The following is a 17,281-nucleotide window of genomic DNA, read 5'->3' on the forward strand; positions in this document are numbered from 1 at the left end:
CCTTATTTTTTCGTGCGTTATGCTCGAGGATGATGTTTGCTGTGTAACTGTTTTAATCTTTCAGTCGCTACATGTGTATAAATTTGTGTCGTTGACAGACTACTGTGTCCAAGCAACATTTGTACAACACGTAAATCCGCTCCGTGATTAAGTAAATGGGTTGCGAAAGCATGCCGAAGTACATGAGGTGAAAGCGCTTCGATATTGATGCCCGTCAACATGGCATAGTATTTTATTCTATGCCAAAAGGTCTGTCGTGTCATTTTTTTACCTAATCGGCTCGGAAATAGCACATCAATAGTGCCATTTTTTAGAAGATCGTTTCGGCCATATTTGAAATAGTATTCAAGCCAATAAACAGCTTCTTCACCTAGCGGTACTAAACGTTCTTTATTTCCTTTCCCAATAACTCTTATTACCCCTTGTCTTAAGCTAATATCACTCATTTCTAAATTTACTAACTCTGATACACGTAGACCTGTAGCATAAAGCACTTCTAACATGGCTTTATCTCTTAATTCTATAGGATCTTCTATACTGGGAGATTCAAGTAGAGAACTAACTTGTGATTCAGTTAAATCTTTTGGTAACTTTTTGGGTAATTTGGGTGATGATAATATCGCTGATGGGTCATCAGTTCGGTAATTTTCTTGATATAAATACTGAAAAAATCTTTTGATTGCGCTAAGTAAGCGTGCTGAACTACTTGCTTTATAACCATCTTTTACCCGTTGCATCAAAAATTCTTGTAAATTAATCGTTTGAGCTGTTAAACATGTTGTATTTTGCTGTTGTAAAGATTGGCTTAACGCTAATAGATCAAGTTTATAAGATTCAATGGTATTTTCAGCTAGGTTTCTTTCTAACCATAATGAATCTAAGAAATGCGCTATTAACATTTTGTTTTGGGGGGGAGCGTCTTGGTAAGACATCAAAATTATCTCTAAATTATATTTATTCGTTTGTTATATTATATACGAACTGTTAATAAGTTACAGTTTTGGGTAATGGGTATTTATGATGGCTGTTGTTACTTATTTTTATTAACTACTATATACTTAGGTTTTTGTTATTTTTTACTATTGTTTATGTTAAAGCGAAGTATTAATCTTTTTATTGCTCTGTTTGCTATTTCTATTATTGTTCTGGAAACCTATATTTATTGGCATACTCGGTTTCGTCCTTGGCAGCCTAGCTCTTCAATAGGGCGGTTAGTTTATTATTATAGTTTCTTTACAGTATTATCAAATTTAATGTTAGCATTGAGTTGTTTTTGGCTAACTATAAATCCTAATTGCCATCGGTATAGTTTTAAAGTTATTCGATTAAATGGATTAGTTGGTGTGATTATAACTACAATAGTGTATAACATAATATTAAGGGGAATTCATTCACCACCTAATATATTATTAAAAATTGCTAATGAAAGTTTGCATGTTGTTATCCCTGTTTTGGGAATATTGACTTGGTTTATTTGGGGACCATTTCGGAAAATCAATATTAAAGTCATTGTAGGATCGTTATTGTCATTAATGGGATATGGCATTTATATTTTTGTTCGAGGCTATTATACAAGTTTATATCCGTATCCTTTTATTAATGTTGTGCAGATTGGTTATTTTAAAGCACTATTGGCTGTTAGTAAGGTATTTTTATTATTTTTGGGATTAGTTTTTTTATGTTGGGCAATTGACTGCTTAAGGAGTCAAAAATGAAACTGTATATTTATGAGCATTGTCCTTTTTGTGTTAGAGCGAGAATGATTTTCGGACTAAAAAATGTACCTGTGGAACAACAGGTATTACTTAGTGATGATTTTGCTACGCCTGAACATATGATTGGTGAAAAAATGGCACCAATTCTACAAAAAGATGATGGTAGTTATATGCCAGAAAGCTTAGATATTGTTAATTATGTTGATAATAACTATGGAGGAAATACTATTTTAATAGGTTCACAATCGTTAAATATTGCAGAATTAATAAAACAGTTACAACAATATGACTATAAATTAGTGTGTCCACGTTATATCAGACTAGGTTTAGCTGAATTTGCAACACAAAGTGCTATCGATTATTTTGTTACAAGCAAAGTTAAAAAAATGGGCTCTTTTGATGAATGTTTGTTGCAAAGTGATTTGTTAATTTCAAAGATTTCAGCTGTGTTGTACAAACTTGATTCGTTGATTGTTTCGTCTGATGCGTGTAATGGGCAATTATCTCTTGATGATATCTGTTTATTCCCAATTTTACGTAATTTGACGTGTGTTAAAAAATTAACATTTCCGCCTAAAATTAAAGCTTATATTCAATCTATGGCAAACCTTAGTAAGGTTGATCTGTTTTTTGATAAGGCTATTTAAGCGAATGAGTAGAAATATAAAATTATTAGGTTTTACTTGATATTAAACCTGAACAGTAAAATTTAACTTCATAAAAAAGAACAGGAAAAGTAAATCCTGTTCTTTTTTGTTTAACAATACCTTGTTACTATTGATTATTTAGGGTAATTTGGCTAATTGCTTAATTTAATATCAATAACTTCAATATTATCTTTACCACCGTAAATATCATACCAAGGTGTTGCATACTGTTTTAATATTTTGTTTAGGTGTTCAACATTTTCTCGTCCAGTTTGATCTAACCAACGTTTTAAACCTTCTGTACCACCATTTGCATAGGCGGCAACACCTTCAAACCACGTTGCACGACCACCTAAAATACCACTGTATTTAGCTCCATTTTCACCTGCAAAAATCAGCTCCTCGTGGAAAGTTTTTGTCGGTACCCCTGCGCTCAAATAAATGAATGGTCTAGTTGCTGCATCACTTGCTTGTTTAAAATAGTCAGCAGCTTGTTTTTGAGTATAAACAACAATATTGTTGTCGTTAAATCCTTCTACATTTTTGAACAATACAGGAACTTCGACTTTTAAAACATCAATGTAATATTGTTCTTTTGTAAATTCTTTAATGGTATTAATGACTTTTTGTGGTTTTATTTTGGCAAATTCAGGACTTTTATCATCAGTTATCACGTTATCATATACAATAGGTTCAACAAAAACAGGAATATCCGCTGCTCTAGCTTCATTGCCTAAACGTTCTAAAAATGCGTGTTTTTTGTCTAAAATATCTTGAGGGTCGTCGGGATTATAATAAACCAAGACTTTTGCAGCATCGGCTCCTTTTTTTATTAGGCGCTGTAATGAATCTTCGGGTAAAATATCGGGTAATCGGCCTGGAGTGTTGGCATCATATCCTGTTTTTTCATATGACATGATTAACCCGGAATTACTATTTTTGGCTGACATACCTTTAAAGCCATACTCTTCATCTAACAAAATTGCACTGACATATTTAGTTAATTCTTGAGAGACAAGTTCTTTAAATTCATAAACCATATCAATATGATAACGTTCTTTACCAACAGCTGATTCCATCATTTTAACCATTGAACCACGTTGATCTATCGCTAATGCAGCAATAACGCCATCTTGGTTTGATAATTGCTGCATGCGGGTAAATTTGCCACGAGAAATATATTTTTTAGCCATTTTATGACCTCCATTTAATAAGTATCTCTATTCTAGTTTTTTTGTTTGTCTATTTATTAATCATTTGTGCTAGTTTTAACGATATGCTTAATAGAAATAAATTATTGTGTAATGAGACCATAATTAAATTAATTGATTGAGTAAATATATTCTTTAAAAAATTATACGTTAAGGTATAGTGGTTCAAAATATTAAATGATTTGTAAATAGAATTTTACAGGGATAACCATGCCAAATGAATTAACTCACGCATCGACAAGAACTTTAAATACTCAGGATTATAAAACATTGGCGCTTTCCGCATTAGGTGGAGCATTAGAATTTTATGATTTTATTATTTTTGTCTTTTTTTCAATGACTATTAGCCATCTTTTTTTTCCAAATGATATGCCTGCTTGGTTAAGTCAAGTTCAAACATTTGGTATTTTTGCAGCGGGATATTTAATACGCCCATTGGGTGGAATTGTAATGGCTCATTTTGGTGATCGTTTAGGTCGCAAAAAAATGTTTACATTAAGCATATTGCTTATGGCATTACCTACACTATTTATAGGTTGTTTACCGACTTATACAAATATTGGTATTTTGGCTCCTTTGTTACTTTTGCTTATGCGTTTGTGTCAAGGTCTGGCTGTAGGAGGTGAAGTTCCAGGTGCTTGGACTTTTGTTGCAGAGCATGTGCCGAAAAATAAAATTGGCTTAGCTTGTGGAATTTTGACGAGTGGTTTGAGCCTAGGTATTTTACTCGGTTCATTAGTTTCAACGGCTATGAATAAATTTTTGTCTTCTGAACAGATTATTGATTGGGGCTGGAGAATTCCATTTATTATTGGTGGTATCTTTGGATTGGTTGCAATGTATTTACGTCGTTGGTTAAAAGAAACGCCAATTTTTATTGAAATTCAAAAACGTAAACAACAAGAATTGTCTAAAAAAATACCTGTTATAACAGTATTAACTCAGTACCTACCTCAAACTATTTTATCAATGCTACTCACATGGGTACTTTCTGCTGGTATCATGGTTATCATGCTGATGACGCCAATTTTGTTACAAAAGCAGTTTGGTTATTCTCCAATTGATGCGTTGCAAGGCAATATATTAGCGATTATTGGATTAATTATAAGTTGTACTTTTTATGGCATGATGATGGATAGATTTCCTATAGGTAATGTATTATTTATTGGGTGTTTTATTGCTGTAATTATGATTATTATTTTTTATTGTTTATTAGATAATCCTCATGTTTTATTTATCACTTACTCGCTGACAGGATTTAGTATAGGTATAGTAGGTTCTTTTTCTTATTTTATGGTTAAAGTGTTTCCTGCGCAAATTCGTTATAGTGGAGTCTCTTTTTCATTCAATATGGCTTATGCTATTGCTGGCGGTATAACGCCTTTACTGATTTCATTTTTTAGTGATTTAGTTAGTAAAATGGCACCCGCTATCTATGTGGTTGGATTATTTTGTTTAGGTGCATTTATTGGATTATTTCTATTAATCAATAATAGTAGCCAAAAATATCTTGCTAAAGATATGGAATAAACGTAATTATTATCGGAACAATAAGAAGGAACGAATTTTGTTGTTCGTTCCTATTATTTGCCAGTCTATTTTGTTGTTTTCTATTCTATTCGTTTTCGCCCAATTCTTTTGTTCGTTTTATCGCGGTTTGGATGCTACGTTGTAAGGCGGCGGTAAAGTCGCTATTATTTAATTCGTAAAGACTATTGATACCAACCCCTGCAGGGGAATTGTTTATATCAAGTAATTCGCGTGGGTGTTTTTTACTTAGTTGCAGCATTGCCGCCGCACCATGTAAATTTTCGATGGCAATTCGTTTGGCTACATCACGCGATAATCCAGCTAATACGCCAGCATCGACCATTGATTCGTAAAAATAGTAAATATAGTTAGGTCCAGCAATGGCGTAACCAGTAAAAATATTAAGTAATGATTCATCGATATATTCTAATTTCCCAAAGCTGGTAAAAAACTTCACAACATTTTCTTGTTTAATTATCCATTGATCATTGTTATCGGTTGCAACGCCAGAATAACCATACTGTGTGTCGGTTAGTGTATTGGGAATAGTCCTAATCACTGGTATGTGAATAGTTAATGCTTGTTTTATTTGAGCAATAGATACTCCAGCAATAATTGAAATTAGAATAGTATTGTTATTTTCTAGCTTTAAATTTTTAACAATTTCAGGCCATTGATCCTGAGGTCGCACACCCAATACAATAATATCAGTATTTTTTATTTGCTTTGTTGGTATAACATTATACTTTGTTTGTAAGTAATGTAAGCGTGAGTTATCAATGTCATTGATCAAGACGTCATTTGCTAAATAGGTTTTATTGGTAATTAGTGCTCGAATAATTGCTTCTGACATTTGTCCGCTACCAATAAATAGAATTTTACTCATTATTGCTACCTCTTATTGATTATTTCTCTTTAAAAATCATTACAACACCAAGTGTTTCACTTGCTGGTACAATTATAGAATTTTGTTGTGTAATGAATGAGATACATCCTGACTTTAACGCTTTTTGGGTTTGAGATAATGAATGTGTTTTAAACGCTAAAGCAACTTTACGATCTTGGAGGTTGTTTGATTTAGTTAGTGATGATCCGAAAATTTTTTTCGTAAAAGTTGGGTGTAAATAATCGATTTGTTTATCTTCTGCTATTAGGCGTAAACCTCCTTCAATGTCAACAATATTGGCAGTTGAGAAAGTTTTTTTTAATAAATTAATAGATTTGGCAGGATCGGTGGCTTCTATGATAACTTCTTTTATGTTAATAACTCCGTTGGCATGATTTTGCCATTCTTTTCGCCAAATTAATTCTGGTGTTAACTGATCGCAAAAGAAGATTTGTCCATTTGGTGTGTAAGTAGGGTCTAATCGTACTGTTTTAAAACGAGCTTCAGGACAGGTTCCATCATTTAATTCAACTGGTCTAAAAAATGATTTAGGTGCACTACCTTCAACTTTTATTCCACTAGCTATTAATGATTGATATAAACTTTCTGCATCTTGAGTTTTGAATACTAGTCCTGTTAAACCATCATCAAAACGCCAACTAGTATCGACTTTACTTGTGTTTTGGGATTCATACCCTAAAAGTTCTAGATAGGTTGTACCAAAAATAGCCAAATTATTACTTGTACCAAGTGAATGGTGCCCTCTTGGTGTCATGGTAAATCCCAATTTTTGGTATTGAAGATAAGCTTGCTCAAGCTTGTCGGATACTGTTATTACGACATGGTCAATTTGTGGAATAATTTGTGTCATAAGGTTAACTCCTTAAATGTGGATGGCTGGAGACATATCGATTAAACGAGGAGGGTTCCAACCTTGCCCAGGAACAGCGTTAAGTAGGTTTTTAGTATAAGTGTGTGTAGGATGTAAGAATACTTGCGAAGCAATTCCATGCTCGACAATTTGGCCTGATTTCATTACCAAAATATGATCACAAATTTGAGCTGCAACACGTAAATCATGAGTTATAAAAAGTATTGTTAATCCTAATTTTTGTTGTAATTGTGATAGTAATTCAAGTACTTGTGATTGAACGGAAACATCTAGTGCAGATACAGGTTCATCGGCAATTAATACTTTGGGTTCTAGTGCTAAAGCTCTGGCAATCCCAATACGTTGCCGTTGACCCCCAGAAAATTCATGTGGATAACGATTTAATGCTTCACTGCCTAATCCAACAAGTTTGAATAATTCTTCGGCTTTTGTTCTAGCTTCAAGTTTTGAGGCTCCATAAAGCCAAGGTCCCATGGCAACTTGTTCACCAACCTTACGGCGAGGGTTTAATGATGCATAAGGATCTTGAAATACCATTTGGATATGGCGAGTATACTGTTTTAGTTTTTTACCTTTTAGGTTTGCGATATTAGTTTGATTGAAGTCAATTTGACCGCTATCAATATCTAATAGTTTTATTATGCAACGTGCAAGAGTTGATTTTCCGGAGCCGCTTTCTCCTACTATACCAAGCGTGCTACCTTTATGTAACTTGAAACTAACGTTATTAACAGCATAGGTAATTCGACGATTATGTTTAAACAAGCTATGGTTATGATAGGTTTTAGATACTGATTTTGCTTGAAGAATAATTTCTTTGTTTATTCGACGAACGTCACCTGGTACTAATGGTGGAACAGCAGCTATTAATTTTTGAGTGTAAGGATGTAAAGGGTTATTTAATACATCTTTAACAGAGCCTTGTTCGACTATCTTTCCTTGTTGCATTACAATAACACGGGTTGCAATTTCTGCTACAACTCCAAAATCATGAGTAATAAAAAGGATTGAAGTTCCTTTACGTATTTGTAATTGTCGAATTAGTTTTAAAATGCATGCTTGTGTGGTGACATCTAGTGCTGTAGTTGGTTCATCAGCAATCAAAATAGTTGGTTCGAGCGCTAATGCCATTGCAATCATTGCTCTTTGTCTTTGTCCTCCAGAAAGTTGATGTGGATAAGCTTTAGCTGCTGCTATTGGGTCTGAAATTTGTACGTCAGTTAGTAGTTCAATAACTTTACGTTTAATCTCTTTTTTACTCAAATTGGTGTGGATGGTAAACATTTCGCCAATTTGACTGGCGATTGTTTTAAGTGGATTTAAAGCCGTCATTGGATCTTGAAATACCATTCCAATATGGGCTCCACGAATTTTACGCATTTGGTCTTCGCTATAAGTTAACAAGTTGTTATTATTAAAATTAATTTCACCTTGTGAAACAATAACTTCATCCGGTAATAATCCCATAATTGCATTTGAAAGTATGGATTTACCCGAACCACTTTCACCAACAATGCAAAGTATTTCATTTGGATAAAGATCGAGTGATACATCGTTTATAGCATTTGTACGATCAGCTCCACTTGGTAGTGTAATAGTTAAATTTTTTACTGTTAATTTTTTATCTTTCATCGTTTTTTTAACCTCGGATTGAGTGCATCATTCAAACCTTGACCAACGAGTGAAGTTGAGAGCACGGTTAATAGTATTGCAATACCTGGTATTGCAGATACGTACCACTGTTGGCGTAATACAGCTCTTCCTCCTCCAACTAAATTTCCCCAAGAAGCGATATTAGGATCGGAAAGGTTTAAAAAGGCTAGGGCGCTTTCAAGTAATATTGATGTTGATAAAATTACACTGGCATACATCATAACTGGTGGTAGTGCATTAGGTAAGATTTCGTTGAACATTAGTCGTATTGAATTCATGCCAATCGTTTTATCCGCTTGAATAAATTCACGGTTACGTAATGATAAAAATTCGGCGCGAGTTAATCGGGCTACTGGTGGCCATGAAACTATACCAATAGCAAAAATGATAACCCCGATTGTTGAACCAAATACGGCAACAGCTACCAGTAGTAGTAAAAAATTTGGCAGAATTTGAAAGGCTTCAGTAAAACGCATCAAAATATCGTCGATCCAACCGCCATAAAACCCTGATATTGCGCCTATGATTATGCCAATAGTAATCGAAATTATTGTGGCAATTAAACCAATTAAGAGTGAAACTCTAGCGCCATGAAAAAGTTGTGCCGCAATATTTCGACCGACTTGATCTGTTCCTAAATAAAATTTGGGGTTTGTGAATGGCCACTGTAATGGTCGTCCAGCTAAACTAAGAGGGTTCCCCGGGAAAAACCAATCAGCGGTTAATGCAATGATAATAATTAATAGCAATAAAATTAGCCCAAAGCTTGCAATAGGACTACGGAAATAATTTTTTAATAGCGTCATAATTAGTATCCTATAATTCTAGGGTCAAGTTTTGCATAAAGAATGTCGATAATGAAATTGATGACGATAACCAAAATGGCGGATATAAAAACTACACCTAATAAGGTATTTAAATCGCGTTGAGTTACTGAGTCATAAGCTAATCGTCCTAGTCCAGGAATTGTAAAAATAGTTTCAATGACAACTGAGCCACCAAGCATAGTGCTTGCTTGTAAGCCAATTAGTGTAATCATTGGTAACATTGCATTACGTAAAATATGATCGTTTAAAACTTTTCGTGAGGTTAGGCCTTTAGCTTTAGCTGTTTTTACAAAATCAAGAGTTGAAACTTCAAGCAATGAGGCGCGCATGATACGTAAATAAATAGCAAGATAAACAAGTGCTAATGTAATAGTAGGTAAGATTAAATACCATGCGATATCGAGTATAGCGGTAATTCCCGTTAGTGATTGACCAACGGTTCCAAAGCCACTAGGAGGTAACCAATTCAAGTAAATCGAGAAAACAACTATTCCCATCAATGCAAGCCAAAATGATGGTGTAGAGTAGAATATTAATCCTAATACCGAAATTAGTGAATCTTGCCAGCGATTGACTTTTTGTGCAGCTAAAATCCCTAAAATGGTACCAATAGAGAAAGCTAACAACATTGCACTACCCATTAATAATAATGTTGCAGGTAATCGTTCGATAATAATATAGCTTACTGGTTTATTATAGATGGCTGATTGTCCTAAATCTAAATGAACTAGTCGCCATAAATAATTAAATAAACGTGAACTGGTAGATTGATCAAGTTCATAGTGATGACGCATTTCATTTATAACACTTGATTCAGCTCCTCCAATTTGAGCAAGTAATGCATCCACTGTGTCTCCTGGTGCTAATTGTAATAAAAGGAATAGTCCTATTAAAATAATAAGCAATGCTGGAATAGTAGTTAATAATCGTCTAATTACTAGTGTGAATAAATGCATTATCTTATTTCCTTATTGTTCTATCCAAACATCAAACCAACTACTTGATGGCCAACGTGCTGTATTGTGATGATTGTGCACTTTGGTGCTAACAACAGAGATAAAATCGCGCTCGGTTGCAAACCATAATGGTAATTCATTGTTGACAACATCAACTAACTCTGCGTATAGGGCTTTTCGTTTAACTGGATCAATTTCAGTGGCAGCTGCATCGATTAGGGTATCTACTTTGTCTGATTTCCAACCATATTGGTTGGTCCATGGAGCACCATCAGGACTACCAGAGCGTAACCAAACTGTTGTTGATACTGCTGGGTCACCGCGATATTGATGCCAACCTGTTGCGATATCAAAATCATGTTGTTTATAAACTGCGTTTAAGGCTCCAGCAGTATCAAGATTGATTATGGTGACGTTAATACCAATTTCGGCAAGAGATTGTTGAATAAAAGTTGCAAAAAGTGGTACATCTTCTCCATTATTGATATGCACTAATTTCAAATTAAATCGTATACCATCCGATTTTCGTCTATAACCAGCCTCGTCTAATAAAGCTTCAGATTTTTGTTGATCAAAAGGATAGATTATTTTGCTATTTGATGGATAGAATGATTTTGATGATGAGGGAATAATTCCTGTTGCAGGTTTTCCTAAACCATATAAAAAATCATTAGTAAAGAAGGGAATATTAAGTGATTGTATTATTGCTTTACGGACATTCAGGTTTGCAATGATTGGATTGCGGAAATTAAATTCAAGCGTGTTATTGAAGATATTTGCTTGTGATCCTTTTGTTAATACTTCAAACGTTGGGTTCTGTTTGAATCGATTAATATCGGCAAGACTAAGTTTGGAATAGGTACTTAAATGAATTTGACCGCTTTCTAATGCTGCAGAGGCGGATGATTTATCGTCGATGATACGCCAAACAATTTTATCTAGATAAGGAAAACCTTTACGCCAATAATCAGGGTTTCTTTCAACAATAATGTGTTGTCCTCTTTGGTATTCAACAAACTTAAATGGTCCAGTTCCCACTGGGGCTGTATTATAAGGATTGTTTAAAATATCAGTTCCTTCATATAAATGTTTAGGTACAACATAACCCAAATCAACTAAAGCACGTAATAAGAGATCTAATGGCATAGGTCGAGAATAATTAAATACAACAGTATATTTATCTGGTGTATCAACAGAAGTTAAATTAAGTTGCAACGCTGTTGAAAAATTTAAACGTTTTTTCCAGAATTCAATCGCACTATATTTAACATCTTCTGCTGAAAATGGTTTGCCATCGTGCCATTTAACTTCTTCACGTAATTTAAATGTAATTGCTTTACCGTCAGAAGATGATGACCAAGATGTAGCTAAGACCGGAATAATATTTCCATCTGCATCAAGATCAACAAGTGATTCTATGATCTTTCCTGATATTTCATATACCCCTGTTGAAGCTCGTAGTGCTGGGTTGAGTATTCTTTGTTCACCAGAATAATGGACAACAAGTGTTCCTCCTTGCTGTGGAGTATTATCTGCCATAGCGTAGAACGGTAACAAAATTGAAAAAAAAGTATTAATCAGTGCTTTCTTATAATTAAAAATTTTCATGAGGATTCCTTGAAATAATTGTCACCATATAAAGATATTTATTCATCAATTAAATAATTTTAGGATCTCACTATATGAACTTTAAATTAAGTTGAGAAATGCTAATTACTCATATTTATATTACTTTTGGTTATATATGTTTTTGGTGATTATCGAGTCTATAATTACAATATTTTGGGATTTGTATGAAATCAAATAACTAATTGCACGTTATATTATTACGCTTATCAACTATTATTGAGTTCACAAATCTTGAGAGATTTGTGTGTTTTAGTGTAGCTTATTAAAGCATCAATATTTTTTATAAAATTGTGAAATTACTCATATTTTTTCAAAATAATTCGTTTAGAATGAGAATCAATTATATTTTAACTTTAAAATTATTTAGGAGAAAAATATGAAAGCTGCTGTTATCAAACAAGAATGTGATGGGCAAGTTGAAATTAAAGATATCCCAGTTCGTCCTTTAGAATCTGGAGAAGCGCTTGTTGATGTTGAATATTGTGGTCTTTGCCATACAGATCTCCATGTTGCAGCAGGGGATTTTGGTAAAAAACCAGGGCGCGTTATTGGTCACGAAGGCGTAGGGATTGTGATCAAAATCGCTCCTGATGTAAAAAGCCTGAAAATTGGAGATCGAGTTAGTATTGCTTGGTTTCATGCAGGGTGTGGTACTTGTGAGTATTGTATTTCAGGTAATGAAACATTTTGTCGAAGTGCTTTAAATTCTGGTTATACTGTTGATGGCGGTATGGCAGAACAGTGTATTGTTAAGGCCGATTATGCGGTTAAAGTACCAGAAGGGCTCGATCCCGCACAAGCAACAAGTGTCACTTGTGCAGGTGTAACTACATATAAAGGCATTAAAGTAGCAAATACAAAACCAGGTCAATGGCTTGCTGTATTTGGTATTGGTGGACTAGGAACACTAGCAATTGAATATGGTAAAAAAGTATTTAACAATAAAGTAGTTGCAATCAGTAATAGTGATAGCCAATTAGAATTATGTAAAACATTAGGTGCTGATTTAGTTGTTAATCCTAAAAAAGTTGAAGATGTTGGTGCTTATATTAAAAAGCATACTGATGGTGGTGTTCATGGTGCCGTTGTAACTTCTGTGACTAAAACAGCATTCAATCAAGCTATCAATTCAGTGCGCCCTTTAGGACGTGTTGTTGCATTAGGTTTACCTTCTGAAAATATGGATTTAAGTATTCCTAAAACAGTATTGGATGGTATTCAAGTTTTAGGTTCATTGGTGGGTACTCGTGAAGATTTAGCGGAAGCATTTCGTTTTAGTGCAGAAGGAAAAGTTGTACCAATAGTCGAAAAAAGACCATTGGAAGATATCAATGATATGATTGACGAAATGAAAGCTGGTAGAATTCGAGGTCGTATGGTTGTTGATATGAAAATGAAGAAAAATAAATAAGTTAATTTTACTATCAATTCTAAAAGCTAGCTTAGTGCTGGCTTTTTTTATAAATAAAATTGTTTTATTTACTTGATTCTTATAATTTTAATATAAAAAACTTAATCTTCCTTGTGTTTTACTAATAAATGCCTATTATAACCCAGTTTCGCTTATTTATTTTATATGTTTTAAGAGGACCTTTATGGCAGAACATAATTTAGAAAATAGCCTAAAGAAAGATCTTGGTTTAGTTTCAGCATTATCGTTGGTTGTTGGCATGGTTTTAGGGGCTGGGGCATTTATGAAACCACCAGCTGTATTAGAAGTTACTGGTGATTATAATTATGCATTATTAGCATGGATAATCGGTGGTGCTATTTCCATTTGTGGAGGCTTAACTCTTTGTGAACTTGGTGTTATGTTTCCAAAAACAGGAGGGATGCTGGTTTATTTAGAAAAAATCTATGGAGCTAAAGTAGCTCATCTTTATGGATGGATGATTACAGTTATTTTTTCCCCTTCTTTAGTTGGGGCATTAGTAGGTTATTTTAGTTCAGTATTTTGTTCATTGTTTAACATTAATGATGTTTATCGAATGGCTGTAAGTGCTGGAGTTTTAGGTTTTATCGCTTTCATTAACGCTATTGGTGTCAGGCAGGCTGGTTATTTACAGACGATTGCTACGGTTTGTAAACTAATTCCTATATTGTTATTAGCAATATTTGGGCTATGTAAAGGTAATGGTCAAGTGGCATTATTTACAGCTAGCGGGCAAGGTATTGAAACGTGTGCTCCTTTTGCTGTGGCCATCCTTGCAACACTTTTTGCTTATGATGGTTGGGCACAGGTAGCTTCAGTTGCTGGTGAGATAAATAATCCATCAAAAGTATTACCTAAAGCGATTATTTTTGGCATAGTTTTTCTTGTAGCCGTTTATGCTTGTATTAACATTGCATTATTTAAAATTTTTCCTGTGCAAGAGATGGTTTCTCTTGGGCATAAAGCATCATCTGTTGCTTCACAACGGATGTTTGGGCATTTTGGGGGAAATTTGGTGGCCGTTGGTATTATGGTTTCTATTCTGGGTGGCATTAATGGATATATTATGACGTTATCTCGTACTATATTTAGTATGGCTGAGAGGGGAACTCTTATCGGTGCTCGTTATTTAAGTACCATTGATGATGATAGCCGTTCACCAGTTAATGCAATTATTGTTTTAGTTGTTTTTTCTTTTCTGTACTCAATGTTTCTTGATGCGGATCGATTATCTGAAATTTCAATGTTTTCTATCTGGGTATTTTATTTATTAACGTTTATTGGAGTGATGATTGCCCGTAAAAAATATCCAGATGTACCTAGGCCTTATAAAATTATTGGTTATCCAATAATCCCTATTATTGCAATGCTAGGAGCTATTTATGTTATTTATGGTATGTTAGTTTACCAAACCATAAATGGTATTATTTCTATTGTACTGACTTTAATTGGTTTACCTGTTTATTATTACTATTGTAAAAATAAAAATAGAGAGCTTTCTCTTGGTGAAATTAAAAAATATAAAATAAAAAGAATGGTAACCATTGCAGTGTCAACAATTATTATTATTAGTTTGTTTGTTGCTTGTGGATTTTTTGTTAGCAACTAAAAAATAAAAAGGGTTTATGAAAAAAGCCAGACAATTTGTCTGGCATAATATTTTTTGTAAATGAGATAGTAACCATTTACTCAACGTTCTCTCCGATATTTTTTTTAGGTTTAAATGTATAGTTGAATATTACCAATAATGCAAAAATAGCAATGAAAATACCCATTATAATATCTTTATTAAACCATTTTGCCATATTACCTAGAATAATCCCGATACCACAAAAATCGACATCAGAGAAAGTTGTATTTGCAAAACCAAGCGATCCTAAGACAGGCAATAAAAGAACCGGTAAAAATGTCACTAATAAACCATTAGCAAACGCACCAATCATTGCACCACGACGACCACCCATCGCATTACCAAAAACCCCAGCAGTTGCACCACAGAAAAAATGAGGAACAACACTAGGCAGTATAAGTACTGTGTTTAATTTACCTAGCACGAATAAGCCGACTAGACCACCGATGAAGCTAAATAGGAAACCGATCAAAACTGCATTTGGCGCATATGGAAAAACAACCGGACAATCTAAAGCCGGTTTTGCGTTCGGTACCAATTTTTCTGAAAAACCAGTAAATGCAGGTACTATTTCAGCAAGGATAAGCCTAACACCTTGTAAAATAATAAAAACACCAGCGGCAAAGGTAATTGCTTCTATGATTGCATAAACGAGATAATTATCGCCTTTACTTAATGTTTTTTGGACATAATCAGAACCAGCAAATATAGCAAGAATCAAATAAACAATCATCATAGTTAATGAGATAGAAATCGAACTATCTCTTAAAAAGCTTAAATTTTTAGGTAAATTCATATCTTCCGTTGAGCGAGAATTTTTACCAAATAATTTACCAAGATAACCAGCTAGTACATACCCTAAAGTTCCAAAGTGGCCAAATGCTACATCATCATTTCCTGTAATCTTACGCATCTGTGGTTGAGCTAAAGCAGGGAAGAAAGCCATGATAAGACCAAGTATTAATGAGCCTGTTAATATTAATTGCCAGTTTTCAAAACCAGCTACAGTTAGGATAATACTAATCATACAAGCCATGTAAAAAGTATGATGCCCAGTTAAAAATATAAATTTCAAACGGGTAAACCTAGCAACGACAATATTAGCTACCATACCAAATGCCATAATTAAAGCTGTTGCTGTGCCATACTTAGTTAATGCCAAAGATACAATGGCTTCATTATTAGGAATAATTCCTTGTAATTTAAAAGCTTGTTCAAACATCATACCTAATGGAGTAATTGCGCTGATAAGTACAGACGCACCGCCACTTAATACCAAAAAACCTAAAATAGTTTTAACAGTGCCCTTTACTGTATCGGTAAATGATTTACGTTGAACGATAAGCCCAGCCATAGCAATAAAACCAACTAATATAGCTGGGGTTTTTAGAATATCAACAATAAATTTTATTATTTCTTGAATCATGGCAACACCTCATAATTTAGTGCTTTGCAAAATATTCAACGAGTTTTGTTTCTAAATCGTTGATATCAATGATATTGTTTAATACCACTAATTTATCATCAGGAATTCCTGAACTGGCGGCTAAATCTTTTGTCATAACAAATAGATCAGCCTGATCTGGTGTTGCAGACGCCAAATCAGCATGCGTTACTTCAGCATTAATATTTAGTTTTTTAATAACTTTTTTAATATTCATTTCAACCATAAAACTACTACCAAGACCTGAACCACAAACAGCCATAATTTTCATTTTGTTTATCCTTTTGTTGAGTTTAATTTAATAGTTATTGATAACAGACAATATTTGAGCAGAGGTTTGTGCCTTAAAAATTTTCTGAATATCACTTGCCTCACCAAACAGTGCAGCCAATTGAGTTAATATTTCAATGTGGCTAGTATTATCATTCGCTGCTAATAAAGTAATTAAATAGACAGGATCATTTTCTTGTGAGTTAAATTTAACCCCTTGTTTGACCAATAACATGGATAGACTTAATTGGTTTACGCCTTGTTCTGGTCTGGCATGTGGCATAGCAATACCAGGTGCCAATACATAATAAGGTCCAATTGATTCATGTAACTCAATAATAGAATTAATATAATTTGGTGTAATAGTATTATTTTTTAATAATGGGGCAGCACAAAGTTGTATTGCCTCTTTCCAATTGCCGACTGAATCGACAATGTTGACTGTTTTACTGGTTAACCATGTTTCTAACATTTTACCTCCATTAAAACTGTTATTATTAATAATGGTTAACAAGTTAACATACTAAGTACTAATAGGTATTAAAAAATAATAGAAATG

The 17,281-nt window shown here is 33.7% G+C and carries 16 protein-coding genes; 5 read left to right on the forward strand and 11 right to left on the reverse strand.

Annotated elements, in window-relative coordinates:
• Positions 1-17: 17 nt before the first annotated feature.
• Complete coding sequence (gene xerD, locus GQ596_RS07475; protein WP_160401055.1) at positions 18-932, reverse strand: site-specific tyrosine recombinase XerD; 915 nt, start codon at positions 930-932, stop codon at positions 18-20.
• 156 nt (positions 933-1,088) lie between these two features.
• Between xerD and GQ596_RS07480 the strand changes: the two genes are divergently transcribed.
• Positions 1,089-1,715, forward strand: a complete 627-nt coding sequence (locus tag GQ596_RS07480) for a Pr6Pr family membrane protein (RefSeq protein ID WP_160401056.1) — start codon at positions 1,089-1,091, stop codon at positions 1,713-1,715.
• Positions 1,712-2,362, forward strand: coding sequence for a glutaredoxin 2 (grxB, locus tag GQ596_RS07485; RefSeq protein WP_160401057.1), 651 nt, complete (start codon positions 1,712-1,714; stop codon positions 2,360-2,362). The genes GQ596_RS07480 and grxB overlap by 4 nt, the downstream gene beginning before the upstream one ends.
• Before the next feature lie 152 nt (positions 2,363-2,514).
• On the opposite strand, the gene GQ596_RS07490 is transcribed toward grxB, so the two are convergent.
• Complete coding sequence (locus GQ596_RS07490) at positions 2,515-3,555, reverse strand: tagatose 1,6-diphosphate aldolase (RefSeq protein ID WP_160401058.1); 1,041 nt, start codon at positions 3,553-3,555, stop codon at positions 2,515-2,517.
• Positions 3,556-3,783: 228 nt separating this feature from the next.
• Between GQ596_RS07490 and GQ596_RS07495 the strand changes: the two genes are divergently transcribed.
• Positions 3,784-5,103, forward strand: a complete 1,320-nt coding sequence (locus GQ596_RS07495; RefSeq protein WP_160401059.1) for an MFS transporter — start codon at positions 3,784-3,786, stop codon at positions 5,101-5,103.
• A gap of 85 nt (positions 5,104-5,188) precedes the next feature.
• Here GQ596_RS07495 and GQ596_RS07500 read toward each other — a convergent pair whose 3' ends face one another.
• From GQ596_RS07500 to GQ596_RS07525, 6 genes are read right to left on the reverse strand one after another with little or no spacing between them, the layout of a single operon-like run.
• On the reverse strand, positions 5,189-5,989 hold the full coding sequence (locus tag GQ596_RS07500; RefSeq protein WP_160401060.1) for a pyrroline-5-carboxylate reductase: 801 nt from the start codon (positions 5,987-5,989) through the stop codon (positions 5,189-5,191).
• Positions 5,990-6,008: 19 nt separating this feature from the next.
• Positions 6,009-6,860 (reverse strand): VOC family protein, encoded by an 852-nt coding sequence (locus GQ596_RS07505; protein ID WP_160401061.1) that lies wholly within the window; start codon positions 6,858-6,860, stop codon positions 6,009-6,011.
• Between the two features lie 12 nt (positions 6,861-6,872).
• Positions 6,873-8,513, reverse strand: coding sequence for an ABC transporter ATP-binding protein (locus tag GQ596_RS07510; RefSeq protein ID WP_160401062.1), 1,641 nt, complete (start codon positions 8,511-8,513; stop codon positions 6,873-6,875).
• Complete coding sequence (locus GQ596_RS07515; RefSeq protein ID WP_160401063.1) at positions 8,510-9,340, reverse strand: ABC transporter permease; 831 nt, start codon at positions 9,338-9,340, stop codon at positions 8,510-8,512. Before GQ596_RS07515 ends, GQ596_RS07510 begins: the two co-directional genes overlap by 4 nt.
• 2 nt (positions 9,341-9,342) lie before the next feature.
• A complete protein-coding gene (locus GQ596_RS07520) occupies positions 9,343-10,317 on the reverse strand; it encodes an ABC transporter permease (protein ID WP_160401064.1) in 975 nt (324 codons plus the stop codon).
• 12 nt (positions 10,318-10,329) lie between these two features.
• On the reverse strand, positions 10,330-11,925 hold the full coding sequence (locus GQ596_RS07525) for an ABC transporter substrate-binding protein (protein ID WP_160401065.1): 1,596 nt from the start codon (positions 11,923-11,925) through the stop codon (positions 10,330-10,332).
• Between the two features lie 397 nt (positions 11,926-12,322).
• On the opposite strand from GQ596_RS07525, the gene adhP reads away from it, so the two are divergent.
• Positions 12,323-13,357, forward strand: a complete 1,035-nt coding sequence (adhP, locus tag GQ596_RS07530; protein WP_160401066.1) for an alcohol dehydrogenase AdhP — start codon at positions 12,323-12,325, stop codon at positions 13,355-13,357.
• Between the two features lie 184 nt (positions 13,358-13,541).
• Positions 13,542-14,987 carry an APC family permease gene (locus GQ596_RS07535; protein ID WP_160401067.1) on the forward strand — a complete coding sequence of 482 codons (1,446 nt, stop codon included), beginning with the start codon at positions 13,542-13,544 and terminating at the stop codon, positions 14,985-14,987.
• Between the two features lie 76 nt (positions 14,988-15,063).
• Here GQ596_RS07535 and GQ596_RS07540 read toward each other — a convergent pair whose 3' ends face one another.
• The 3 genes from GQ596_RS07540 to GQ596_RS07550 are packed head-to-tail and all read right to left on the reverse strand — an operon-like array spanning position 15,064 to position 17,194.
• Positions 15,064-16,434 (reverse strand): PTS ascorbate transporter subunit IIC, encoded by a 1,371-nt coding sequence (locus GQ596_RS07540; protein WP_160401068.1) that lies wholly within the window; start codon positions 16,432-16,434, stop codon positions 15,064-15,066.
• A gap of 16 nt (positions 16,435-16,450) precedes the next feature.
• On the reverse strand, positions 16,451-16,723 hold the full coding sequence (locus tag GQ596_RS07545; RefSeq protein ID WP_160401069.1) for a PTS sugar transporter subunit IIB: 273 nt from the start codon (positions 16,721-16,723) through the stop codon (positions 16,451-16,453).
• A gap of 27 nt (positions 16,724-16,750) precedes the next feature.
• A complete protein-coding gene (locus GQ596_RS07550; protein WP_160401070.1) occupies positions 16,751-17,194 on the reverse strand; it encodes a PTS sugar transporter subunit IIA in 444 nt (147 codons plus the stop codon).
• Positions 17,195-17,281: the final 87 nt, after the last annotated feature.

The sequence above is a fragment of the Gilliamella sp. Pra-s60 genome, from assembly GCF_009795755.1.
GTDB lineage: Bacteria > Pseudomonadota > Gammaproteobacteria > Enterobacterales > Orbaceae > Gilliamella.